The 299-nt window shown below is 60.2% G+C and carries 1 pseudogene; it reads left to right on the top strand.

The annotated features are described in order from the left end of the window. Positions 1-282 (top strand): annotated as a pseudogene (locus HMPREF3009_RS13815) (IS21 family transposase); the annotation flags it as partial. Positions 283-299 lie beyond the last annotated feature (17 nt).

The following is a 299-nucleotide window of genomic DNA, read 5'->3' as shown; positions in this document are numbered from 1 at the left end:
GTGCTGTCGATGGGCAAACACGGCAACAAACCAATCCTGGAAGAGGCATGCCAGCGCCTGACCGCCAACGACGGCAGCCGACGGGCGGTGTCATATACCGCAGTCAAAAACATGATGGCCGCCATACGCAAAGAACACGCCACTCGGCCCCGCGGATTAGACCAGGCCCCGCGTAGCACCACAACCGCCCAGCCTGTAGCCGCTGACCGGGATACCACCGGCGCGTTTCTCGGCGGTGCAGACCAGTTCAGCATGGACAACCTCGCAAAGAAAGGAAACTAAACCCCTTGTCATCACCA

It is taken from the genome of Corynebacterium sp. HMSC034H07, assembly GCF_001815175.1.
GTDB lineage: Bacteria > Actinomycetota > Actinomycetes > Mycobacteriales > Mycobacteriaceae > Corynebacterium > Corynebacterium hiratae.
Note: the sequence above shows the minus strand (reverse complement) of the source record. Positions and strands in the feature narration are given on the sequence as shown.